Source organism: Alistipes dispar (assembly GCF_006542685.1).
GTDB classification, from domain to species: Bacteria; Bacteroidota; Bacteroidia; order Bacteroidales; family Rikenellaceae; genus Alistipes; species Alistipes dispar.
On record NZ_AP019736.1, the window covers coordinates 1,844,069 to 1,860,535 of the forward strand.

General features: G+C 59.0%; 15 protein-coding genes and 2 tRNA genes. 8 read left to right on the forward strand and 9 right to left on the reverse strand.

The genetic code is table 11. The features are described 5' to 3' along the window. Positions 1–2 precede the first annotated feature (2 nt). From FME97_RS07760 to FME97_RS07775, 4 genes are all read right to left on the reverse strand, one after another. On the reverse strand, positions 3–644 hold the full coding sequence (locus tag FME97_RS07760; protein WP_141428747.1) for a DUF342 domain-containing protein: 642 nt from the start codon (positions 642–644) through the stop codon (positions 3–5). A gap of 270 nt (positions 645–914) precedes the next feature. Beyond that, positions 915–1,475, reverse strand: coding sequence for a relaxase/mobilization nuclease domain-containing protein (locus tag FME97_RS12565; protein ID WP_317129408.1), 561 nt, complete (start codon positions 1,473–1,475; stop codon positions 915–917). A 114-nt stretch (positions 1,476–1,589) separates the two neighbouring features. Continuing rightward, on the reverse strand, positions 1,590–1,904 hold the full coding sequence (locus tag FME97_RS07770; RefSeq protein WP_232522854.1) for an Arm DNA-binding domain-containing protein: 315 nt from the start codon (positions 1,902–1,904) through the stop codon (positions 1,590–1,592). Between the two features lie 290 nt (positions 1,905–2,194). After that, positions 2,195–2,276: transfer RNA gene (locus FME97_RS07775), tRNA-Leu, on the reverse strand. A gap of 134 nt (positions 2,277–2,410) precedes the next feature. Between FME97_RS07775 and FME97_RS07780 the strand changes: the two genes are divergently transcribed. Genes FME97_RS07780 through FME97_RS07790 form a run of 3 tightly spaced genes read left to right on the forward strand, consistent with a single transcriptional unit; the run spans position 2,411 to position 6,040 of the window. Then, positions 2,411–3,964, forward strand: coding sequence for an NAD(P)/FAD-dependent oxidoreductase (locus FME97_RS07780; protein ID WP_141428749.1), 1,554 nt, complete (start codon positions 2,411–2,413; stop codon positions 3,962–3,964). Continuing rightward, positions 3,961–4,962, forward strand: a complete 1,002-nt coding sequence (locus FME97_RS07785; protein WP_141428751.1) for a glycosyltransferase family 2 protein — start codon at positions 3,961–3,963, stop codon at positions 4,960–4,962. Before FME97_RS07780 ends, FME97_RS07785 begins: the two co-directional genes overlap by 4 nt. Positions 4,963–4,990: 28 nt before the next feature. Further along, the gene (locus tag FME97_RS07790) at positions 4,991–6,040 is read left to right on the forward strand and encodes a CDP-glycerol glycerophosphotransferase family protein (RefSeq protein WP_141428753.1); all 1,050 of its coding nucleotides are present in this window, start codon (positions 4,991–4,993) and stop codon (positions 6,038–6,040) included. Between the two features lie 95 nt (positions 6,041–6,135). Here FME97_RS07790 and FME97_RS07795 read toward each other — a convergent pair whose 3' ends face one another. Continuing rightward, a complete protein-coding gene (locus tag FME97_RS07795; RefSeq protein ID WP_141428754.1) occupies positions 6,136–6,978 on the reverse strand; it encodes a glycosyltransferase family 2 protein in 843 nt (280 codons plus the stop codon). Positions 6,979–7,981: 1,003 nt separating this feature from the next. Continuing rightward, positions 7,982–8,704 carry an RsiV family protein gene (locus FME97_RS07800; RefSeq protein WP_141428756.1) on the reverse strand — a complete coding sequence of 241 codons (723 nt, stop codon included), beginning with the start codon at positions 8,702–8,704 and terminating at the stop codon, positions 7,982–7,984. A gap of 145 nt (positions 8,705–8,849) precedes the next feature. Here FME97_RS07800 and FME97_RS07805 point away from each other — a divergent pair. Further along, a tRNA-Glu gene (locus FME97_RS07805) sits at positions 8,850–8,921 on the forward strand. Positions 8,922–9,156: 235 nt separating this feature from the next. On the opposite strand, the gene hpf is transcribed toward FME97_RS07805, so the two are convergent. Next, the gene (hpf, locus tag FME97_RS07810; RefSeq protein WP_141428758.1) at positions 9,157–9,453 is read right to left on the reverse strand and encodes a ribosome hibernation-promoting factor, HPF/YfiA family; all 297 of its coding nucleotides are present in this window, start codon (positions 9,451–9,453) and stop codon (positions 9,157–9,159) included. 23 nt (positions 9,454–9,476) lie between these two features. Further along, a complete protein-coding gene (locus tag FME97_RS07815) occupies positions 9,477–10,379 on the reverse strand; it encodes a tyrosine-type recombinase/integrase (protein ID WP_141428760.1) in 903 nt (300 codons plus the stop codon). A 183-nt stretch (positions 10,380–10,562) separates the two neighbouring features. On the opposite strand from FME97_RS07815, the gene FME97_RS07820 reads away from it, so the two are divergent. Next, positions 10,563–11,144 carry a flavin reductase family protein gene (locus FME97_RS07820; RefSeq protein ID WP_141428762.1) on the forward strand — a complete coding sequence of 194 codons (582 nt, stop codon included), beginning with the start codon at positions 10,563–10,565 and terminating at the stop codon, positions 11,142–11,144. 298 nt (positions 11,145–11,442) lie between these two features. On the opposite strand, the gene FME97_RS07825 is transcribed toward FME97_RS07820, so the two are convergent. Then, complete coding sequence (locus FME97_RS07825; protein WP_141428764.1) at positions 11,443–12,327, reverse strand: helix-turn-helix domain-containing protein; 885 nt, start codon at positions 12,325–12,327, stop codon at positions 11,443–11,445. A 212-nt stretch (positions 12,328–12,539) separates the two neighbouring features. On the opposite strand from FME97_RS07825, the gene FME97_RS07830 reads away from it, so the two are divergent. From FME97_RS07830 to FME97_RS07840, 3 genes are all read left to right on the forward strand, one after another. Further along, positions 12,540–13,115: a DUF3575 domain-containing protein gene (locus tag FME97_RS07830; RefSeq protein ID WP_162852161.1), complete on the forward strand. Its 576-nt coding sequence runs from the start codon at positions 12,540–12,542 to the stop codon at positions 13,113–13,115. An 11-nt stretch (positions 13,116–13,126) separates the two neighbouring features. Next, the gene (locus FME97_RS07835; protein ID WP_141428766.1) at positions 13,127–14,647 is read left to right on the forward strand and encodes an OmpA family protein; all 1,521 of its coding nucleotides are present in this window, start codon (positions 13,127–13,129) and stop codon (positions 14,645–14,647) included. 63 nt (positions 14,648–14,710) lie between these two features. Further along, complete coding sequence (locus FME97_RS07840) at positions 14,711–16,417, forward strand: Mfa1 family fimbria major subunit (protein ID WP_141428768.1); 1,707 nt, start codon at positions 14,711–14,713, stop codon at positions 16,415–16,417. The last annotated feature ends 50 nt before the right edge of the window (positions 16,418–16,467 follow it).

Here is a 16,467-nt window from a genome sequence, read left to right on the forward strand (position 1 = left end):
ATTTACTTTCCTCTTAATTTTTTTGCTTTTTCATCCAATTGTTCGACCTCCTGTCCCTTTAATCTTATTTGTTCGTCGAGAGCTATTCTCTGCTGAATAGTCCGTTCGTATTGTTCGACATTCTTTTTTAGCTGGCGGATTTTGTCGTCGTCCCTGTTCCATTCGAAAATATCCTCCAATTCTGCGATCCGCTCGGAGGAGGCTTCTCCTTTCATCCTGATGTATCGGTATTTCAGTTCGGCGTCGCAGATGCTGTCGATGCGGTCGTGCAGCCGATGGATATGTACGCCGCAGCAAACGACGGCGAGCGAGAGCCCGAACATGCAGAGCGTCGATTTCGAGGATTTGAAGTCGATGGTGTGGATATGCCGCTGCGGCGAAGGCAGAGCGGCGCATTTTCCGCATTCCTGCCCGAGTTTCTTTTCCAGTGCCGAAATCCGGTCCGTCAGTTCCATGCGGACCCGTTCGACGTTCGTGCGTGTGTGCCGCGCCGTTTCCAGCAGCCGGTCGAGCCGATTATCCGGTTCAGTCGGTATCGAAGACACCGGCGGGGCCGGCGGGTTGCGGTCGTCCAACCTGCGGGCGAGCGCGGCGATCTGCTTTTTCAGCTCTTCGAAGAGCTCGATGACGGTGGTTGTCTCCATAGGTAATGAAATTTAAAGTCGTTGGCGTCTTTTCTTTTTGCGCAGTCGTTCCTGACGGCGCCGTTCTTCGTCCGCATCGTAGGCCGGTTGCAGAAGATCTTCGAGTAGGTGACTGAACGATGCGGCCGGATTGCTTGCAGAACCGTGTTCGTTTGAGGAGAGTGTTTGTCGGCGGTTCAGGCTCAGCACATGGTCGATTTTGGAGAAACTGAACTGCCGGTCGATTTTCGAGCCGTTGAACGGGTCGCCGTTCTTGGCGAAAACGACGCCTTATGGGGCGGAAGTTCCGCCGCGCATCCGGAACTCGGTGGCGATCCCTTCGCGCCGTAGCGCTGCTGTCAGCTCCGGCCAGTCGCGGCAGCGGGGTACGGCGTCGCGCAGCGTGTGTAAAATCTCGTATTTCGTCTTGTCCGGTTCGCGCAGGCGGTGCTCCTTGACATTCTCTTTGCCCGATGCGAAGTGGAGCCCGTGCCGGACGGTCAGCTCCTTGCAGGGGCGCTCCGAACGGTAACGGTCGTTACGGTCGGAGATGGTTCGGCCATCGTTGTCCACGCGGTTGAAGAGGATATGCAGATGGGGATGTTCCCGGTCGCGGTGGCGGGCGATGATGAACTGCGTGTTTTGGATGCCCATGCCGGAGAAATACTCCGCGGCGATTCCGACCATCCGCCGGTTGTCGAGCCGTGCGGCGTCCCGTGCCGAAAAGGCGAGGACGACGTGGCCGACGGGCTTCGAAAGATGCGGATTCAGCGCCGCGTGCCGCGCGCGCCGTCCGTGCGTATTCGGCCCAGGTGAGACCTGTTGTCTGTGTCTTGCTGCGCTGGGCGAGATACTATTTCAGGTAGCGCAGCAGCCGTTCGTACTTGTCGGCCGTACGTTGCGTGATGCGTACGCCCACCTCGCCCTGCCGCCGCTTCGCGTAGTCGGTAAGGCCCGCAATGAGCATCATCGTGTGCACGTCGGGTTCAGGTAGCGCTGCGCAGCATTGGCCGCATAGCCTTCGGCCAGCAGTTTGGAATGGATGCCCAAAATTTGTACACGGAATTCGTTGATCATTTTATTGATTTTCAGTGCTATACGGTTCGTTCCCATCATCCGCTCCTTCTTCTGGTTCCACAGTTCGGGCCTGCCCTCGCAATGGAAGTAGAACTCCTGTCGCAGACTGCCCGTGGTGACGCGGGCGTAAACCGACGCCAGCCCGTTCTTTTTCGGCCTTCCTTTTCGCATCAGGAAAAGGATGGTAAAAGTTTCCTGTCTCATAACTCGTGACATTTTAAGGGTTAACAAAACGTCGGCAAGGAAACTTTATTGCGGCGCAACGCACAGTAAAACAGTGTATTGTATGCTGAAAAGGTGGCAGTTCCCTTTTCGGAAGCTGAAAATAGGCTCTGCCCACCTTTTTGCCACCTGACGATCTTCTTCGAAATGCGTTCCGGTTCTTCCCGAACAAGCTCCGAACAACCTTTGCAAAACGATGATATACAATCTATTTGCACTTATTTGCACCGAACGGGCAACAAAAAAGGAGCCCCGGACAAAGGCTCCTAAAGTGCGGATAAAGGGACTCGAACCCCCACGCCGTAAGGCATCAGATCCTAAGTCTGACGTGGCTACCAATTACACCATATCCGCATCATTTCCGCATGGGGTGCGTCGGGCGCATCCCCGCGGATGAGGCAAAGATAGGTAAAAATTCACAAAACACAATCCGGGCGGGGGATTATCCGGCTTTTTTTGTTTACATTTGTAGGTAATTTCGCCGACTTATGCCCCGACAGATAACCCTCGTCCTCACGCCGAAACAGGCCGCCGATCCGAAGTACTGCACGTCGCTCGCAGCGCGGCGCATGGGCATCCGGGAGACGGATGTGGCGCTGGTGCGCGTCGTGAAGCGGTCGATCGACGCCCGGCAGCGGCAGGTGAAGATGAACCTGACGCTCGAAGTCTATGTCGATCGGGAGCCGCAGCCCGGCCCCGTGCATTTCGACTATCCTTCGGTCGAGGGGCGGACGGAGGTCGTCGTCGTCGGATCGGGCCCCGCGGGGCTGTTCGCGGCCCTGCGGCTCATCGAACTGGGACTGCGGCCCGTGATTCTCGAACGGGGGTGCGACGTCTCGGCCCGCAAGCGCGACATCGCACGGATCAACCGCAACGGCCCCGTCGATCCCGACTCGAACTACGCTTTCGGCGAGGGCGGCGCGGGAACCTTTTCCGACGGCAAGCTCTTCACACGCAGCAAGAAGCGCGGCGATTACAACAAGGCGTTGCAGACGCTCGTCTTTCACGGCGCCACGCCCGAAATCCTCTGCGAAGCCCATCCCCATATCGGCACCGACAAGCTGCCCTATATCATCCGCAATATCCGGCGGACGATCGCCGATGCGGGCGGGGTGTTCCGCTTCGACAGCCGCGTGACGGACCTCCTGCTGCACGACGGGCGGATCCGTGGCGTCCGCTGCGGCGACGAGCGGATCGAGGGAGCCGCCGTGGTGCTCGCTACGGGGCATTCGGCGCACGACGTGTACGAACTGCTGCACGCGCGCGGCGTGCGCATCGAGGCCAAGCCCTTTGCGATGGGCGTGCGCATCGAGCATCCGCAGGCGCTCATCGACTCGATCCAGTACCATTGCCGGACTCGCGGCGAGTACCTCCCGGCGGCTTCCTATTCGCTCGTGAGCCAGGAGAACGGGCGCGGCGTCTATTCGTTCTGCATGTGTCCGGGCGGGTTCATCGTGCCGGCGATGACCGATGCCGCGCAGTCGGTCGTGAACGGCATGTCGCCCAGCGGCCGCACGTCGCCCTTCGCTAATTCGGGGCTGGTGACCGAGGTGCGGCTCGCGGATTTCGAGTACCTGCGTCCCGAGTGGGGCGAACTGGCGGGGCTGAAGTTCCAGCAGCGGTTCGAGCAGGCGGCCCGGCGCGAGGGCGGGGAGCATCAGATCGCCCCTGCGCAGCGTGTGTCGGATTTCGTGGCGGGCCGGGCCAGCGGGTCGCTGCCCGCGACGTCGTATATTCCCGGCATCGTTCCCTCGCGGCTCGATCGGTGGATGCCGGAATTCATCGCGCGGGCATTGCGGCAGGGCATTTCGACCTTCGGACGGAGAATGCGTGGCTACCTCACGGACGAGGCGGTGGTCGTGGGCGTGGAGTCGCGCACCTCGACGCCCGTGCGCATCCCGCGCGATCCCGCGACGCTGATGCACCCCGCGGTCGGAGGGCTGTTTCCGGCCGGCGAAGGAGCCGGCTATGCCGGAGGAATCATCTCCGCGGCGCTCGACGGCGAACGGATCGCCGAGGCCGTGAAAAACTATATCGGATGAAGGAGAACGAACGGCGGCCGGAGGTCTCGGTGATTATTCCGGTCCACAATCTCGAACGGTATATCGACGCCTGCCTGGCTTCGGTCGAGGCGCAGACGTTCGGCGATTTCGAGGCGGTCGTGGTGGACGACGGCTCGACGGACGGTTCGTTGCGTCTCGTGCGCTCCCGTGCGGAGCGGGATGCGCGGATCGTCGTTGTCGCTACGCCCAACCGGGGAGTGGCGCGTGCCCGTGAAACCGGACTTGCGAAGGCCCGGGGACGCTATGTCTGCTTTCTCGACGGGGACGACCGCTGGGAGCCGGATATGCTGCGGGAACTGGTCGCGGCGATCGGCGGGTATGACATCGTCTGTTGCGATTTCAAGCGGGTGAGGGCCTCGTACGAGGCGCCCGTGCGGGAACGTCGCACGGAGGATCTCGAGGGATTCGGGTTCCTCGAGGCGACGTTGAGCCATGCGATTTCCGTCTGCCTTTGGGCGAAACTCTACCGCCGGGAACTGTTCGATGCCGAATTGCGGCATTATCCGTTGCCGCTCGGCGAGGATGAGCTCGTCAATGTGCAGATCGGCTTCCGGCAGCCGCGGGTCCGTTTCGTGGATTATGTGGGATACGACTACATCCAGCGGGCCGGTTCGGCGAACCGGCGCAGTGTCGATGTGGACTATTGCGTGCGTTTTGCCGAAGCGGTCGATTCCGAACTGGCCCGATGTCCGGGGCTTTCGGCTGAGCGGATCGGGTTTCTCCGGCTCGTGAGCCGTGTGCGGTGGTATTTGGTCTGCATCCGCAAGAGCCGCAATCCGTGGACCGGGGATTCGGATCATGCGCGGTGGATCCACCGGGCGGCGAAGGGGCGCGGAGCGGCGTTGCGCCGGTATTATTCCCGGGGCGATCTGCTCTTGTTGTGGCTGGACCGCCGCCGCCGGTTGCGTCCGGTGGCCGTATTGTGTGCTACGTTGCAGCGCTGGTGGAACAGTTTGCAAAGGCGTATGGCCCGTTGAGTGTTGGTACTGTTAAAGTTTTTCCGTGATGAAAAAATATTTGTTGTTCGTTACATTGCCTTATGCTTATTCGATTCTTCGGCCTTTGGAGGACGAGATACGTCGGCGTGGCGATGAGGCGGCCTGGTTTGTCGAGCCGGATTGTCCGGTTGCGCTTCGTGATGATGAAATACGCCTGCGTACCGTCCGCGATGTGATCGACTATGATCCGATCGCTGTTTTTGCTCCCGGTAATTATATTCCGGACTTTTTTCCCGGAGTAAAAGTCGCGTTGTTTCATGGGTATGCCATTCAGAAACGTTATGAAACGATAGACGATCATTTTACTATTCGGGGATGGTTCGATCTCTATTGTACGCAGGGGCCGAGCAGCACGCCGGTGTTTAAAGAATTGGAGCGTAAATACGGATTCTTTCGGGCCTATGAAACCGGATGGCCCAAAGCGGACGTTTATTTCTCGCCGCAAATGCAGGCGCCTGTCGAAAATAAGTGTCCTGTGATTTTGTATCCGCCTACTTTTACGCGCAATGTCTGTTCGGCGCCATATCTTATGCGGGAAATCGAGCGGTTGGCGAAGGACAAACCGTGGGAATGGATCATCACATTCCATCCGAAATTGACCGATCCCGAGATTATCGCAGGTTATAAGAAAATTGCGGAAGAGAATGCGAATGTTACCTTTTTCGAAGGGGCGGATAAATTGCAATTATTGCACAAGGCTGACGTCATGCTATGCGACAGTTCGTCCATCATTCTGGAATTCATGTTCCTCGACAAGCCTGTCGTGACGTTCCGGAATTCGCACCCCGGACCGCATCTGATAGATGTTCGGAGGCCGGAAGAGGTCGGTCCGGCACTCGAACGGGCGCTGACCCGTCCCGACGAGTTGATGCGTGAAGTCCGGACCTATACGATGTTCCATGAGCCGCATCGGGATTGCCGCTGTTCCGCACGTGTCCTCGATGCCGTGGATGATTTTCTGGAACGGGGGCATGTCGGGCTGAAACGCAAGCCGCTCAATCTGATCCGCAAATGGAAAATGCGGCGGAAATTTCATTATTGGCCGTTTCGGAAATAAGCGTGCGGGAACGGTGATTCGGAAATGACGAGTCCTGCCGCTGTCGCGGCAGGACTGACTGTTCGGAGGTGGAACGTCCGGGATTTTGCACCGGTCTATTTTCCGAGGGCTGCAGCAGGGGAAAATGCCGCGAATATTTCCGCCTGCCCGGCGGGCGAGAGGTGGCGGTCGATTCCCGCGGGGCTCCAGGTGCGGTGTTCGCGGATGCTCTTCATGTAGCGTTGTTCGTTGGCCGGGCAGCCTTCCCGCGACGCCTTGTCGTGGTGGAGGTGGAAGACGATGCCGCTGAACTTCATGAGACGCTGGCGGATGCCGCTGTTTTCGAGGCGAAGTCCCAGCTCGGTGTCCTCGTATCCCCATCCTTCGAAGGTCTCGTCGTATCCGTTCACGCGCAGGGCGTCTTTGCGCCAGAGCGCCATGTTGCAACTGCGGGGCGTTCGGCTGGGAGCCAGCATCCGGTAGAGTACTGCGGCGATCGGGATGCGCAGGGCGTTGTTGCTGTTGCGAACGCCCCGGCTCAGGGCGGACAGCGACGTTATTTCGCCGCTGAGGACTTTCCGGGTCAGTGCTTCGGTGATGATTCCGCGCGACCCGGCGACATAGTGCCCCTCTTTGGCGAAGGCGATATGGTCCTGAATGAAGTTGCGTTGCAGGATCAGGTCGCCGTCGATCTGGATGAGGTAGTCGCACCGGCTGGCCGCGATGGCCTTGTTGCGGATGGCGGCGACGCGGAACCCGCGGTCCTCGTGCCAGATATGGCGGACGGGGACGGGTGAGATCCGTTCGAAATGTCGTACGACGTCGCGTGTCTCCATGCCCGACCCGTCGTCGGCGATCAGAATCTCGTCGGGCAGTACGCTCTGCTGCATCACGCTGTCGAGACACAGATAGAGGGCGCGGGGCCAGTTGTAGGTGGATATGATCAGCGATACTGTCATCGTGTGTGAATGGATTGGATCGGACGGCCGGAACGGTCTTTTCGTCCTGCAAAATCTTTGCCGGGACACGGACTGTTCTGAGCGGCTTTCTCCGAAATCATTGCACAAAAATAACTATTAATTCTGGTTTTCTTAATTATAAATGCGATTTTCGGGGAATACTGCACCGAAGTACCGAAAGAATGTTTCAAAACGATGAATTCGGTTTGTATCTTGCTTATATACAATATGTTGAATGAAAACGCGAAGATGCTATATTAAAAAATATGAAAAAAATCCGAAAAAATTTTAATAAAAAACTTGCACGGTATCTTTTTCCGCCTTATCTTTGCAGCGAAGTTTTAAGGTTCATTTAGGTTAGTAGTTTTAGGTTGGTGAGGAAACTGTGGATGACGGACGTTCTGTCCCGATTCCGGGTTTCCTTTTTTTGTGTCTGTGCCGGAACCTTTTCGGACGGCTTCGGATTCCGGTTGCATTTCGTCGGACGGTTCCGGTCCGTATCCGGTTTTTCCGGCGATACGCCCGACGGTTGTATTATTTGATGCAATGCGCTGGTTTTTATTGTATTATATCTTGCTGCCTTTCTCGTTTCCTGCCTTTTGCAGAGCTTTGTATGTTACCAAATTGTTAAATATATTTAATATATTCATAAATTATTTGCGTAATTCGAAAAAGGCCCTTATCTTTGCAGTGAAGTTTTAAGGTTCATTTAGGTTAGTAGTTTTAGGTTGGTTGAGGAAATCGGCAGGTTGTGATGCGGAACGCATCACTAAGACTCGAGGGGCGGTACTCGTTCCGAAGGTCGAATACCTTCGATTAAACCTCGTTTTTGGAAGGGGGTGGTTCCCCTCCGAAAAAAGGTCTGAGTCGTGAGACTCGGGCCTTTTTCTTTTTTGCGGCGGTTTGTAGCGGGACAGGGCGGGTCCGGCGGAACCGGACCCGTCGTCCGGGACCTTTTCCGGATCCGTTTTCCGGGGAGTCGGGGTGTCCGTATCCTTTCCGCTCAGCGTTCGTCCAGTTCTTCGCGGCTTACCGTGACCTCGACGGCGCCCAGCGCGTAGCAGCCGATGTCGTAGGGATTGTAGCAGAAAACGATGCCTTCGGGCGCGATACGGAAATTCTCCGTGGCGCCGATCTGTTCGGGGAAGAAGCCCTGTGCGGCCAGCTCCTCCTCGTTCCTCGCACCGTATTGCCGGCAGAGTTTGCGCAGGATCAGTTCGTCGAGACGCTCCGCCTGCTCCTCGGTGAAGAGATCGGCCGTCGTGATTTCATACCCCTTTGCGAGCGAGTAGGTGTGGTATTCGGTCTCGTAGATGCCGTGTGCGCCGCCCGTGTAGCTCGACCGCGTGATGACGTAGGTGAGCAGCGAATCCTGCACGCTGCCCTCCGCTTCGACCGATATTTCGTAGGACTGCGTCGGCCGGATGTCCGCCGTGTAGATCGTGTCGATCTCCCGGACGGCGGCGGCGATCGCTTCCCGTACCGACCCGGTCTGCTCCCCGGTCTGGAAGAAGTAGCGGATGTTGGCCTGCTCGACGGCTTGCAGCGCCGGGGATTCCGCGGCGTTCAGGATCGTGGCGAACCGGTATTCGATCCGGCATCCGGCGCCGCTGTCTCCGAGCAGCGTATCGACGCTCACGGTCCCGAATGCGGGGCGTACCGGGCGTCGGTTGCAGGAGACGGCCAGCAGGAGTGCGGCGGCAGACAGCAGGAGTGCTTTTTTCATGGCGGAAGGGTTAAAGGGGTTATGTCCGGATAAAGATAGTCAAAAAGCGTGTTTTGCGGCCCTTTCCGAAAAAAAATCACATATTTTGTCCGAAAATTTTGGAGATTCGAAAGAAGACCTTATCTTTGCACCACGAAACTCAAACGGTGGATTCATCTAAGGGTTAGGATACATGCCTCTCACGCATGACATAGGGGTTCGAATCCCCTATCCACTACGAAGTAAAACGGCCATACGGAAGTATGGCCGTTTTACTTCGTGCCGTTCCGTGCCGTTCCCGTTCTGGGGGACGGCTTTTTGCTTCGGAGGGGGCATCGGCTCCGGTGTCGCCGCACGTTCCGGTACGCTTCCGTCGGCATCCCGGAAATGCCTGCCGGACGGAGAAAACGGCGGCGGCCGCCTTCGCAGGAAGGCGGCCGCCGCCGTTTTCTCCGTCCGGCAGGGGCGGGCTGCTATTTCTCGGTTTTCGCCTTGAATTTCTCCAACTGGCGTTTCAGGGCGTCGATCGCCTCGTCCACCGACTCCTCGAAGGCCTTGGACTGGTGGCAGGCCACCAGGTCCTCGCCCGGCATGTGCAGCGTGATGGTTGCGATCTTGTTTCCCTTTTCGTGGTCCTTATCGAGTTTCAGAATGACTTCGGCGCCCGTCGAGCGTTCCGCGAAGCGGTCCAGTTTCGTCATCTTGGCGTTCACGAATTCGACCAGCCGTTTGTCGGCGTCGAATTTCACGGATTGAATCTGTACGTTCATAGCCTTACAGTTTATTAAGTTAATCACTTCCCATCCTTTTCACGGGGATGGGCCTTCGCATAGACCTCCCGGAGCCTGGCTATGCTGTTGTGCGTGTAGACCTGCGTGGCCTGCAGCGAGGCGTGTCCGAGGAGCTCCTGTATCTCCCGCATATCCGCGCCGCCGTTCATCAGGTGCGTGGCGAACGTGTGCCGCAGGACGTGGGGGCTTTTCTTGCCCTGCACTCCGTTGCGCTCCAGTTCGCGGCGCACCGTGCGGTAAACCGCCGTGCGGGATATGCGCTCTCCTTTCCGTGTTAAAAATAGCGCTTTTTCTCCGGAATCGCAAATATTCTGCCGCTTAATCAGGTCGAGGTAGCGCAGAATCTTTTCGCGGACGGGCTCCGGTACGGGGACCATCCGCTCTTTGTCGCCCTTGCCGCGCACGCGCAGCGACATGGCGTCGTCCGACAGGTCGTCCCGGTCGATGCCCACCAGCTCGGCCAGCCGCAGTCCGCAGGCGTAGAGCATCAGTACGATCAGCGCGTCGCGTTCGGCGGCGAAGTCTCCGCTGTCGCGTTCGCACTCCCCGACGATGCCCTTCATGCGGCTCTCGGGCACGAAGGCCGGCAACCGGTGCGGAGTCCGGAGCGAGGCGATCGGACGCATGACGTCGTGCGTGACGGCGCCCGTGCGGAGCAGCCAGCGGAAGAGGGTCCTGAGCGACGAGACCTCGCGGTTCATCGACGCGGCGCCGATACCTCCCTGTTCGGTACGGTCGATGATCCATTCGCGCACCTGGTCCGTGGTGACGCTCTGCGGGTCGAACGAAGCGTCGTCGCAGTCGAGCCACGCCATGAACCGTTCGATGTCGCGGCGGTAGTTGCGGACGGTGAGCGGCGAGTAGCGCCGTTCGGCCTCGAGGTAGCGTATGAATTCCGGTAACATGCTGCAAATATAACGCAAGACGGGGCGTTTTTGGTGTGCGCGCCGCCGGATTGTTTTCTGCCGCCGGGATGCGGACGGGCTCCGGTCTTCGCCCCGTTTGGACGGGTTTCGCCCCGGTGTGGCCGGCGCGTCGTTTGGTGCTGCTTCCGGATTGTGCTATCTTTGTTCCCGAATTCCGATCGTATGAAACAGAACTGGAAACCCGGTACGGTGCTGTATCCGCTGCCGGCGGTGCTGGTGAGCTGCGGCGCCACCCCCGAAGAGTACAACATGCTGACAGTGGCCTGGACCGGGACGGTCTGCACGACGCCGCCCATGTGCTATATCTCCGTGCGGCCCGAGCGGCATTCCTATGCGGTCATCCGCCGCACGGGCGAGTTCGTCATCAACCTCACGACGCGTTCGATGGCGCGCGCTACGGACTGGTGCGGCGTCCGTTCGGGGCGCGATTTCGACAAGTTCCGCGAGACGGGGCTCACGCCCGTTCCGGCCGAACGGGTCGCGGCGCCCCTGATCGCCGAGGCGCCCGTCAGCATCGAGTGCCGCGTGCGTCAGGTGCTGCCGCTGGGCACGCACGACATGTTCCTGGCCGAAGTGGTGAACGTGCAGGCGGACGAAGCCTATATCGACCCCGCCACGGGGCGGTTCTGCCTCGAACGGGCCGAACCGATCGTCTATTCCCACGGCGAGTACTTCGCGCTGGGCGATGCGCTGGGCCGTTTCGGGTGGTCGGTCCGCCGGAAACGGCGGAAGCAGGGGCGGTGACGCTCCGGAACCGCGGAAACGGGGCGATTTTTATTTGGATTTTCCGCAATATTCCCTATATTTGTGAAGTCATGGTCTATTCTCAATAGAGCATGACTTTTTTCTTTTCGGAAAGAATTCTTTTTTACTCGGTGCAAATTTAGCGACTTTCCGCCCGTCGCGGTTCTCCGTACGTTCCATCCTGTTGCCGCTTTCGGTCAAAGTCCGGAAGTCGGATGCCGGGCCGGCGTTTCCGACGGGCGGGCGATCCGGCTGACGCATGACGTATCGGTGTGAATGCCAGTGAGATATTGCGTGACTATCTGCATGACACGTCCTTGCGGTATCTGCGTATCAGCTCCGACGGCGTACAGTGGAAATTCGCTTTGCAGAAGCGGTTGAAGCTGCTGTGCGAGTCGAAGCCGAACTTGGCCATGAGGTCCTTGATCGTCGTCTCCGGACAGGCGATCTCTCCGACGATGCGCTGGCATGTCTGTTTCAGCATCCAGTCGTGGGCCGTGTCGTTGAACTCGCTCTTGAACCGGCGCAGGAAGGTGCTGCGGCTCATGGGCGAGAGGTCGATCAGCTCCTTGAGCGAATGCACCTTCCGGTAGTTTTCGAAGACGAAATTGCGGAAGTCGAACGACCGACTGACGATCGGGTAGAAGAGCCCGGCGATCTCCTCCTTGCTGTAAAACCCGCGCAGATAGAAAAAGAGCTCCCGGTGTTTCATTTCGTGCAGGTGCGCGCAGCTCATGCCGTTCTTCAGGCAGAAGACGAGCAGGTCGAAGAAGGCGGTGAGCGGATACCGGATCTCGGTGGGGCGGAAATCGTAGCGCAGTTGCCGGCACAGCGTGTGATAGCTTTGCAGCACGAGCCGGTCGCAGCCGCTCTCGGGTTTCTCGAAGGCCATGTCCAGCAGCCGGACCCGTGTGAGCGTCCGTCCGCTGAACGCCGCCGAACGCGGTACGAGGATCATCTCGCCGGCCGAGAAGTCGCGGCCCGAGAACTGGTTGCAGTCGAGCGAGCAGCGCCCTTCCAGCAGGATCAGCAGGTGGTTCCTCCGCACGGTGTCGAGCCGTTCCGTTTCGCCGGCTTCGAGCTCTTCGTAGATGAAGCCGCTCCCGACGTCGGCCCGGTAGTGGTTGCAGGTCTGGTGTTCGCCTATATATAATAGGTCGTGCAGCAAAAGGGGGTTTTTCATGGGTCCAATCTGTTATTCGTTACGTTATGTTTCAGCAGTGTTTCAGCAAACGGTTTTGTTGTCGCTTGGTTTCCAGCAGGTTCCCGCTCCGGAGCCCGTCCGTTTCGGAATACGCCGCGCGCTGAAACGTATTTCCGTTTTATGTCGTTGAAAATCAGTTGTCGGCAGCCGGTCCGCTCTATTGAGAATAGAGCAGGGCGGAAGACAACGATATGAACAGAGTTTTACTGCCGTTTCTATTGATGCTGTTTTGCGGAATCGCGGAGGCGCATGCGCAGCGGCTGGCCGTCAAGAGCAACCTGCTCTACGATGCGACGACGACGGTCAATCTGGCGCTGGAGGCGGGATTCTCCGCGCGCTGGTCCGTGGACCTCTCGGGGAATCTCAATCCGTGGACTTTCTCCGGCAACCGGAAGGTGAAGCACTGGCTGGTGCAGCCCGAAATCCGGCGGTGGAACTGCGAGGCGTTCAACCGTGGCTTCTGGGGCGTGCACCTGTTGGGCGGACAGTACAACGCCGGCGGATTCCGGGTTCCGCTGCTGCCGACGCTCCGCCATACGCGCTACCAGGGATGGATGGTCGGCGGCGGCATAAGCTACGGCTACCATTGGTATCTTGGAGCGCACTGGAATCTCGAGGCGACCGTCGGTCTGGGGTATATCTATACGCGCTACGACCGGTTCGAGTGCTACCGTTGCGGGCGGGTCACCGGCCGCGACGAGCACCACGGCTACTGGGGCCCGACGCGTATCGGTATTTCGGTCGTCTATCTTTTCAATCACAAATAACTTTTGTCGGCATGAGGAAATTCTATCTTTTGCTCGTTTCGCTGTTCGTCTCCCTCGCCGGAGGTTCCGGAACGCTCCGGGCCCAGTTCCGCGGGGACATTCGGATGACATGCAAGCGGCTCGACGTGGACCGCGACGATTCGTTGCGGCTGGAGTTCGAGTTCCTGATCCGGAACCGGGCCGTCAATACCTGCCAGAGCTGGACGTTCGTGCCCGAGCTGAGTACGGCGGACGGGAAGCACTTCCGCTATTTTCCGCGCGTGGTGATCAACGGGAGGAACCGGCGGCGGATGACGGATCGCCGGAACCGTCTGACACGCAGGTTTTGGAGCGAGGAGCAGCCTTATCAGACCGTGAACGTGGCGGACGAGGAGCAGACGCTCGTGGACTATGCGGCGGCGGTTCCCTACGAGGAGTGGATGGGAGGCGCCTCGCTCAAATTGCAGGAGGTGCTCGCCTCCTGCGGCGGCAAGCGGCAGTTGCTCACCGTCGCGCTCGGCGACCGGATCGCCTTCCCGGCGCTGGAGCCTTACGTTCCGCAGGTCTCGGTCGTTTACTGCGAGCCGGGGCCCGAATCCAAGCAGCGGCTGGTGAAGGGCGAGGCGTTTCTCGATTTCCAGGTCGGCCGCTCGGCTATCCTTCCCGATTTCCGTCACAACGGCGAGGAGTTGGGCAAGATCCGCGCTGTCATCGACCGGATTCGCCGGGACGGCGACGGTGAGATCACCGATATTTTCATCGAGGGCTACGCCTCTCCGGACGGAAATGCCGAGCGGAACGCCGGTCTTTCGCTGGCCCGCGCCAAGGCGCTGAAGGATTACCTGCAACGGGCCTATGCGCTTCCCGAGGGGATTTTCCGCGTGAGCTCCGTGGGCGAGGACTGGAGCGGTCTGCGCCAGTTGGTCGAGGAGAGCGATCTGCCCGACCGCGAGCGGGTGCTCCGGATCATCGACGGGCCGCTGACGCCCGACGGAAAGGAACAGGCGCTCCGGGCGACGGGCCGGACGTGGCAGCGGTTGCTGACCGATATCTTCCCGCAGCTCCGCCACGTGGACTATCAGGTGCGTTACGATCTGCGTGATTATACTTTCGAGGAGTCGCTCTCCGTGGCCGAACATGCGCCCGAGAAACTTTCGCAAATGGAACTGTACCGCATCGCGGTGTCGTATGCTTCCGATTCCGCGCGCTACCACGGCTTTTTCGACCGGATTCTCGAACTCTATCCGGACGATCCCGCGGCCAATATCAATGCGGCGGCCTCGCTTCTGCAACGGGGCGATGCGGCGGCTGCCGAGCGCTGCCTGGACCATGCGGCCGGGGCGATCGCCGCGCCGGATGCCGCGATGGCCTCGGCGTTCGCCAACAACCGCGGCGCGGCGCTGCTCCTGGAGAACCGGCTCGACGAAGCGGAACCGCTGCTGCGCCGTGCGGCCGACGCCGGACGCGCGGAGGCCCGCCGGAATCTGGAGGAGCTGGAGCGCAAGCGCGGGGACAACGCGCGTCTGGAACGTTATCGGAACATCTCGCAGTAGAATTCCTGCTACTGCCGGTTTTTATTCCCAATTCACTTTTTTGTTTAACTAAAATTTCTCTTTATGAAAATGAAATCTGTTTTGGTTTCGATGCTTGCTCTGGCTGCGGTCTTCAGCAGTTGCAGCAAGGACGGCGAAACTCCCGGACAGGGCGGTCCCGGCGCTATTACGGGCGACACCTATCTGTCCGTTGCGCTGGGCGGCTCCCGTTCCGCCCGGACCTATGCCGCCAATACGGCGGCGGGCTCGGTCGCAGAATCGACCGTCAAATCGGGATATATTCTGACGTTCAACGCCCAGCGGCAGAAACTCGCCGCCACGCCGCTCGATCTGACGAAGGATATCGTGCTGGATCCCGCCAATCAGACGCTGCCCGGACAGCCCTCGGGAAATACGGGCAATATTTCGGCCGGCGAAGCCATCAAGGTGTCCGATGCGACCAAGTACGTGATGATCGTGCTGAATCCCACGCCGGCACTCGAGAAGACGCTGAAGACCGCGACCTCCTTCGCCGAGCTGAAGGACAAGGCGCTTTCGGACATCGCCGACGTCGTGGCGGCCAAGGACGGATTCCCGATGATCAACCAGGGTGTGTTCGACGGGACCAATGCGGACGAAGGGCTCATTGAGTGCTCGGGCAATCTTTTCACCAAGGACAACATGGGTTCCAGCTCCACTCCGCAGGAGGCCGCCAAGGCCAAGCCGGTCTCCGTCGTCGTCGTGCGTCTGGTCGCCAAGGTGGGACTATCTACGCCGATGCAGGAGGTGTCCACCATCTCGAGTCCCAATGCGATCGTGTTGGAAGACGAGGCCGAGAATGCGGCCATCTTCCTGGACGGCTGGCTGCCGAACACGACCAACAAATCCTATCTGCCCTATTCGCCGCTGGTGTACGATGCCCAGAACAATCCCGGAAAGGACCTCTCCATCGCATACCGTCAGGACAACAACTATCCGCTCTCTCCCGCCACCGATTTCGACTGGCTGAAGAATGCCACGCCTCCCTCGGCCTGGAATACGAAGTCCGATCCGGTCTATGTCATCGAAAATACGATGTCCGTGGCCGGACAGAAGGTCATCAATACGACCAAACTCGTGCTGAAAGCCCGGTTCTTCCCCGAGGACTTCAAGGATACGTCCGATGCCTCGAAGTCCGAAACGTGGTTCGTATTCTCTTCGGACAGCGTAGGGACGCATACCGAGTTGATTTCGTACAAGGACATGGCGAATCTGCTGAAAGGCACGGCTTCCGGTTCCATTTCGGCGGATGATGTCAAGATGATTCAGAATTTGATGGGAGAGATCGCGAAAAAGGCCTCTTATGTGAAGACCGGTACACAGGAGGGCGATTACGATGCGCTGTATTCGGACCTGAGCGCTTCCGCTACGCCCAAGAATCCGCTGGACAAGATCGGTTATGTGGCCGCTACGGTCCGCGACATGAGCGATCTTGCCGACTATCCCGGCGCCTACATGCAGATCTATTACAAGGGCATTTGCTACTACGATATTCTCATCAAGCACAATTCGAATATCAAGGATAAACTGGTGGAAGGCAAATGGGGCGTGGTCCGCAACAACTGGTACACGCTGAAGATCGACAAGATCAGCAAGCGCGGCACGCCGTTCATCCCCGATCCCACGGATCCCGATATCGTCGATCCCAGCAATCCGGACGAGAATACGCCCAACGAGGGAACCGACGCTTACCTGAGCGTGACCGTGACGGTCGCCGACTGGACGACCTGGGAGCAGGGCGTGGAGCTCTGACCCTCTTCGGATCAATACGTCTTTTCGATATGTTTATATGAGAAAGGGGC

What these genes read in the sequence shown, in the direction of transcription:
- FME97_RS07800 (WP_141428756.1), bottom strand. Translation starts at nt 8,704, where the DNA reads ATGAAAAAAGCACTCCTGCTGTCTGCCGCCGCACTCCTGCTGGCCGTC.
- FME97_RS07835 (WP_141428766.1), top strand. Translation starts at nt 13,127, where the DNA reads ATGAGGAAATTCTATCTTTTGCTCGTTTCGCTGTTCGTCTCCCTCGCC.
- FME97_RS07830 (WP_162852161.1), top strand. Translation starts at nt 12,540, where the DNA reads ATGAACAGAGTTTTACTGCCGTTTCTATTGATGCTGTTTTGCGGAATC.
- FME97_RS07785 (WP_141428751.1), top strand. Translation starts at nt 3,961, where the DNA reads ATGAAGGAGAACGAACGGCGGCCGGAGGTCTCGGTGATTATTCCGGTC.
- FME97_RS07825 (WP_141428764.1), bottom strand. Translation starts at nt 12,327, where the DNA reads ATGAAAAACCCCCTTTTGCTGCACGACCTATTATATATAGGCGAACAC.
- FME97_RS07770 (WP_232522854.1), bottom strand. Translation starts at nt 1,904, where the DNA reads ATGAGACAGGAAACTTTTACCATCCTTTTCCTGATGCGAAAAGGAAGG.
- FME97_RS07760 (WP_141428747.1), bottom strand. Translation starts at nt 644, where the DNA reads ATGGAGACAACCACCGTCATCGAGCTCTTCGAAGAGCTGAAAAAGCAG.
- FME97_RS07790 (WP_141428753.1), top strand. Translation starts at nt 4,991, where the DNA reads ATGAAAAAATATTTGTTGTTCGTTACATTGCCTTATGCTTATTCGATT.
- FME97_RS07815 (WP_141428760.1), bottom strand. Translation starts at nt 10,379, where the DNA reads ATGTTACCGGAATTCATACGCTACCTCGAGGCCGAACGGCGCTACTCG.
- FME97_RS07820 (WP_141428762.1), top strand. Translation starts at nt 10,563, where the DNA reads ATGAAACAGAACTGGAAACCCGGTACGGTGCTGTATCCGCTGCCGGCG.
- hpf (WP_141428758.1), bottom strand. Translation starts at nt 9,453, where the DNA reads ATGAACGTACAGATTCAATCCGTGAAATTCGACGCCGACAAACGGCTG.
- FME97_RS07795 (WP_141428754.1), bottom strand. Translation starts at nt 6,978, where the DNA reads ATGACAGTATCGCTGATCATATCCACCTACAACTGGCCCCGCGCCCTC.
- FME97_RS07780 (WP_141428749.1), top strand. Translation starts at nt 2,411, where the DNA reads ATGCCCCGACAGATAACCCTCGTCCTCACGCCGAAACAGGCCGCCGAT.
- FME97_RS07840 (WP_141428768.1), top strand. Translation starts at nt 14,711, where the DNA reads ATGAAAATGAAATCTGTTTTGGTTTCGATGCTTGCTCTGGCTGCGGTC.